This is a genomic window from Phenylobacterium sp. (genome assembly GCF_044236515.1).
Lineage (GTDB): Bacteria > Pseudomonadota > Alphaproteobacteria > Caulobacterales > Caulobacteraceae > Phenylobacterium.
This window is the reverse complement of record NZ_JBIIGK010000175.1, coordinates 1-5,368: the sequence shown is the minus strand read 5'-3', so window position 1 is coordinate 5,368 and position 5,368 is coordinate 1. Positions and strand designations below refer to the sequence as shown.

The following is a 5,368-nucleotide window of genomic DNA, read 5'->3' as shown; positions in this document are numbered from 1 at the left end:
CCGAGGCCGTCGAGGCCCTCGGTGATGGTCTCGCCCGGGAAGCCCGGCATCGGCTTGGCGCCCTTGTCGACCTTGATGCCGGGAATCGAACCGGCCTTGGCGATCAGCTCGACCAGCGGCGTGCCGTCGGCGGCGTTCTGATAGAGGGTTTCCTCGAACAGGATCACGCCCGAGACGCGGTCGCGCATCGCGTCGGTCCGGAACAGCAGTTCACGGTAATCGCGGCGGTTCTGCTCGGTGTTCTCCACGCCGATGGCGTCGAAGCGCTTCTGGATCGTGCCGTGGCTTTCGTCGGCGGCCAGGATGCCCTTGCCGGGCGTCACCATCTTCTCGGCGATGTCGTTCAGAGCCGCGAGATTCATCGAAGAGTTCCCCATCAAGAGCCGAGGGCCGCCACGCCGGGCAGCTCCTTGCCTTCCATCCATTCCAAAAATGCGCCGCCGGCCGTGGAGACGAAGGTGAAATCCTCCGTCGCGCCGGCCGCATTGAGCGCCGCGACCGTGTCTCCGCCACCGGCGACCGCAACCAACGCGCCCGAACGGACCCGCTGCGCAGCTTCCCGCGCGGCCTCAACGGTCGCTTTGTCGAAGGGTTGCACCTCGAAGACGCCGAGGGGCCCGTTCCAGATCAGCGTCTTGGCCTCAGCCATCGCCGCGAGGATCTCGGCCAGCGTGTCCGGGCCGACATCGAAGATCTTCTCGTCGGCGTCGATGGCGCCGCCGGCCAAGGCCGTGATGCGCGAGGCGGCGCCGGGCGCCAGCTCGCGGGCGACCACGGCGTCTGTCGGCAGGATCATCCGGCAGCCGGCCGCCTTGGCCTTTTCAAGGATCGCGCGGGCGGTGTCGGCCATGTCCTTTTCGCAGAGCGAGGCGCCGATGTCGTAGCCCTGGGCGTAGCGGAAGGTGTTGGCCATGCCGCCGCCGATGGCGAGGAATTGAAGCTGGCCGACGAGGTTGTTGAGCAGGTCGAGCTTGGTCGAGACCTTGGCCCCCCCGACGATGCCCATCACCGGCCGCTCGGGCTTGCCCAGCGCCAGCTCCAGCGCTTCGAGCTCGCGGCGCATCTGCTCACCGGCATAGGCCGGCAGCTGGCGCGCGAGGCCCTCGGTCGAGGCGTGCGCCCGGTGGGCGGCGGAAAACGCGTCGTTGACGTAGAGGTCGCCGTTGGCGGCCAGGGCCTTCGCGAACGCCGGATCGTTCTTCTCTTCGCCGGCCTCGTAGCGAACGTTCTCAAGCAGGAGGACGTCGCCGTCCTGCATCGCGGCGATGGCGGCCGTGGCGGCCTCGCCGGCGCAATCGTCGGCGAACGCCACCGGGGCGCCGACGAGGGCGGCCAGCGGGCCGACGATCGGCTGCAGACTCATTTCCGGCACGCGCTTGCCCTTGGGCCGATCGAAGTGGGCCAACAGGATCACCCTGGCTCCGCCGGCGCGCAGCCTTTTGATGGTCGGCAGGGCGGCGCGCAGGCGGGTGTCGTCGGAGACGGCCCCGTCCTGCATCGGCACGTTGAAGTCGACGCGGACCAGGGCGCGCTTGCCCGCAAGGTCCGCGTCGTGGAGCGTCTTGAACGTCATCGCTCGGCTCAGGCGATCAGCTTGCCCAGGGCGACGGCGGTGTCGCTCATCCGCGTGGAGAAGCCCCACTCGTTGTCGTACCAGGAAAGCACCCGGGCCAGCTGACCCTCGATCACCTGCGTCTGCGGCAGGGCGACGGTCGAGGAGTAGGCGATGTGGTTGAAGTCGACCGAGACCAGCGGCTCTTCCGTCACGCCCAGCACGCCCTTCAGCGGGCCGGCGGCGGCGGCCGTCAGCGCGTTGTTGATCTCGTCCTTGGTCACGCTGCGACCGGGGACGAACTTCAGGTCGACGACCGAGACGTTGGCGGTCGGCACGCGGATCGACGAGCCGTCGAGCTTGCCGGTCAATTCCGGGATCACCAGGCCCAGGGCCTTGGCGGCGCCGGTCGAGGTCGGGATCATCGACATGGCGGCGGCGCGGGCGCGGTAGAGATCCTTGTGCATGGTGTCCAGCGTCGGCTGGTCGCCCGTGTACGAGTGGATCGTGGTCATGTAGCCGCGCTCGATGCCGCACAGCTCCTGCAGCACCTTGGCGACCGGGGCCAGGCAGTTGGTGGTGCAGGACGCGTTCGAGATGATCAGGTCGTCGGCGGTCAGGGTGTCGTGGTTGACGCCGTAGACGATGGTCTTGTCGACGCCGTCGCCGGGGGCGGAGATGATCACCCGCTTGGCGCCGGCCTCGATGTGGGCGGCGGCCTTGTCGCGGGCGGTGAACAGGCCCGTGCACTCCAGGGCGATGTCGACGCCGAGGTCCTTGTGCGGCAGCTCCGCCGGGTTGCGGACGGCGGTGACCTTGATCTTGCCGCGGCCCACGTCGATCGTGTCGCCGTCGACGGTCACCACGCCGGGGAAGCGGCCGTGCACGCTGTCGTAGCGCAGCAGGTGGGCGTTGGTCTCCACCGGGCCCAGGTCGTTGATCGCCACGACCTCGATGTCCGTCCGCGCATGTTCGATGATCGAGCGCAGGACCAGGCGGCCAATGCGACCAAAACCGTTAATGGCGACGCGGACGGTCATGTAGGGAATCTCCATTATGCCGCTGGCGGCGCGGCCGAGCCTTGTTTTCGCGGGCGTTTCTTCAGGGCGGGAGCCCCCAAGTCAACCCCGCGACCGTCTGACAACGTTGGACAACGTCCGCCCCCTGGACGTCCGCCCCCTTAAGAACCTCGCAAGGTCCCGCTTGTTCCGTGGATTATCTTGCGACCGGCCGGACACTGGCGGCCGCCGCGGCGGCCCGTTCGCGAGCCTGGTCGACGTCGGCGCCGACGGCGACGGCGACGCCCATACGACGGCGCTCGTGACTTGCCGGCTTGCCGAACAGGCGCAGGTCGGCGCCCGGCACGGCGAGGGCGTCGGCGACCCCGTCGAACGCGATATGCGCCGCCTCCACGCCGCCGTAGATCACTGCGCTGGCGCCGGGCTCGGCCAGGCGAACGTCGACCGGCAGGCCGAGGATGGCCCGGGCGTGCAGCTTGAACTCGCTCATCCGCTGGCTGACGAGGGTGACGAGGCCGGTGTCATGGGGCCGGGGGCTGACCTCGGAGAACCAGACCTCTTCGCCGCGTACGAACAGCTCGACGCCGAAGACGCCGTGGCCGCCGAGGGCGCCGGTCACCGCGGCGGCGATGTCGCGCGACCGACGCAGGGCGGTGGGCGTCATGCCCTGCGGCTGCCAGCTTTCCACGTAGTCGCCCTTGACCTGCCGGTGGCCGATCGGGTCGCAGAAGCTCGTCGCCGTCTCGCCGTCCACCAGGCTGCGGACGGTCAGCAGTGTGATCTCGAAGTCGAAGGCGATGCGGCCCTCGACGATCACCCGGGGCTGCTCGACCCGGCCGCCCTCCAGGGCGTAGCGCCAGGCGGCGGCGATGTCCGCAGGTCCCTCGACATAGGACTGCCCTTTGCCGGACGAGCTCATCACCGGCTTCACGAAGCAGGGGAAGCCGGTGATTTCGGCCGCGGCCTTGGCCAGTTCCGCCTCGCTCGATGCAAAGGCGTAGGGACTGGTCGGCAGGCCGAGCTCTTCGGCGGCCAGCCGGCGGATGCCCTCGCGGTTCATGGTCAGCTGGGCGGCGCGGGCGGTGGGGATGACGGTGGCCAGGCCCTCGGCCTCGATACGCACCAGCTCGTCGGTGGCGATGGCCTCGATCTCGGGGACGATCAGGTGGGGCCGCTCGGCCTCGACGATGGCGCGCAGCGCGGCCGGATCGGTCATGGCGATGACGTGGGCGCGGTGGGCGACCTGCTGGGCCGGCGCGTTCGCATAGCGGTCGACGGCGATGACCTCGCAGCCGAGGCGCTGCAGCTCGATGGCCACTTCCTTGCCGAGCTCGCCCGAGCCCAGCAGCATGACGCGAACGGCGCTCGGCGACAGAGGGGTCCCCAAGCGGGCTGGAACCTTCGAGTCACGCATCGCCTTCGCCCCGCTTCTCAGGAATGGATCAGTCCAGCCGCGCCTTGGCCGCCGACACAACCGCCTCGGCGGTGATGCCGAAGTGCTGGTAGAGCACCTTGTCCGGCGCGCTGGCCCCGAAGCCGCTCATGCCGACGAAGCCGCCGTCCGAGCCGATGAAGCGGTCCCAGCCCTGGCGCACGCCGGCCTCGATGGCGACGCGCGCCGTGGTCTCGCCGATCACCGCCTCCTGGTAGTCGCGCGGCTGGGCCTCGAACAGCTCGAAGCACGGAACGGAGACGACACGGGTCCCGACGCCGTCGGCCTCGAGCATGTCGCGAGCGGCCAGGGCGACCGGGACTTCCGTGCCGGTGGCGAAGATCGTCACCTGGGCAGGCTTCGTCGCCGCCGACAGCTGGTAGGCCCCGCGGGCCGACAGGTTCTCGCCCGCCGCGTCGCGCACCGCCGCGGTCTTCTGACGCGACAGGGCCATGACGGACGGGGTGCGCTCGGCGGCCAGCGCTAGCTTCCAGCACTCGGCGGTCTCGATGAGGTCGGCGGGGCGGAAGACGTTGACGTTGGGCATGGCGCGCAGGCCGGCCAGGTGCTCGACCGGCTGGTGGGTCGGGCCGTCTTCGCCCAGGCCGATGGAATCGTGGGTGCCGACGTGGATCGCCCGCACGCCCATCAGGGCAGCCAGCCGGATCGCCGGGCGGGCGTAGTCGCTGAACACCAGGAAGGTGCCGCCGTAGGGGATGACGCCGCCGTGCAGGGCCATGCCGTTCATCGCCGCGGCCATGCCGAATTCGCGCACGCCATAGTTCACGTAGCGGCCGGCATAGTCGGGGGTGTCGAGGACGGGCGTGCCCTTGACGAAGGTGTTGTTCGAGCCGGTCAGGTCGGCCGAGCCGCCCACCAGTTCGGGGATGTCGGCGAAGATCTTCTCCAGCACGGTCCCGGAATGCTGGCGCGTCGCCGCCGCCGGCCTGGAGGTCGCGGCTTCGGACATCGCCGCGTCAAGGCGGGCATAGGCGCCGGTCGGCAGGGCGCCCGAGATGGCGCGGTCGAAATCGGCGCGCTGGCTGGAGGCGGCGAGGCGCGCCTCCCAGGCTTTCAGCGCCTTGCGGCCTCTGCGGCCGGCGGCGCGCCAGGGCTTGTAGACCTCGTCCGGCACCACGAACGGCTCGTGCGGCCAGCCGAGGTTGGCGCGGGTGGCCACCACCTCGTCCTTGCCCAAGGCCTTGCCGTGGACGTCGTGGGTGCCTTCGTAGGTCGGAGAGCCCTTGCCGATCTTGGTGCGGCAGGCGATCAGCGTCGGCTTGTCCTGGCGCGTCGCCCACGACAGGGCGCGCTTGATCTGGCCGACATCGTGGCCGTCGATGGCCTTGACCGCCCAACCGGCCG

At 70.1% G+C, this 5,368-nt stretch carries 5 protein-coding genes; all 5 read right to left on the bottom strand.

Annotated elements, in window-relative coordinates; genetic code table 11:
• On the bottom strand, nucleotides 1–362 hold a 362-nt coding region (locus tag ACILRF_RS14045; protein ID WP_395673941.1), incomplete at its 3' end, for a class I fructose-bisphosphate aldolase.
• A 14-nt stretch (nucleotides 363–376) separates the two neighbouring features.
• Entirely contained in the window at nucleotides 377–1,573 is a 1,197-nt protein-coding gene (locus tag ACILRF_RS14040) for a phosphoglycerate kinase (RefSeq protein WP_395673939.1), read from the bottom strand.
• An 8-nt stretch (nucleotides 1,574–1,581) separates the two neighbouring features.
• The gene (gap, locus tag ACILRF_RS14035; protein ID WP_395673937.1) at nucleotides 1,582–2,592 is read right to left on the bottom strand and encodes a type I glyceraldehyde-3-phosphate dehydrogenase; all 1,011 of its coding nucleotides are present in this window, start codon (nucleotides 2,590–2,592) and stop codon (nucleotides 1,582–1,584) included.
• 175 nt (nucleotides 2,593–2,767) lie between these two features.
• Nucleotides 2,768–3,985 (bottom strand): formate-dependent phosphoribosylglycinamide formyltransferase, encoded by a 1,218-nt coding sequence (gene purT / locus ACILRF_RS14030; RefSeq protein ID WP_395673935.1) that lies wholly within the window; start codon nucleotides 3,983–3,985, stop codon nucleotides 2,768–2,770.
• A gap of 28 nt (nucleotides 3,986–4,013) precedes the next feature.
• On the bottom strand, nucleotides 4,014–5,368 hold a 1,355-nt coding region (locus tag ACILRF_RS14025), incomplete at its 5' end, for a transketolase-like TK C-terminal-containing protein (protein WP_395673933.1).

What these genes read in the sequence shown, in the direction of transcription:
- ACILRF_RS14040 (WP_395673939.1), bottom strand. Translation starts at nt 1,573, where the DNA reads ATGACGTTCAAGACGCTCCACGACGCGGACCTTGCGGGCAAGCGCGCC.
- gap (WP_395673937.1), bottom strand. Translation starts at nt 2,592, where the DNA reads ATGACCGTCCGCGTCGCCATTAACGGTTTTGGTCGCATTGGCCGCCTG.
- purT (WP_395673935.1), bottom strand. Translation starts at nt 3,985, where the DNA reads ATGCGTGACTCGAAGGTTCCAGCCCGCTTGGGGACCCCTCTGTCGCCG.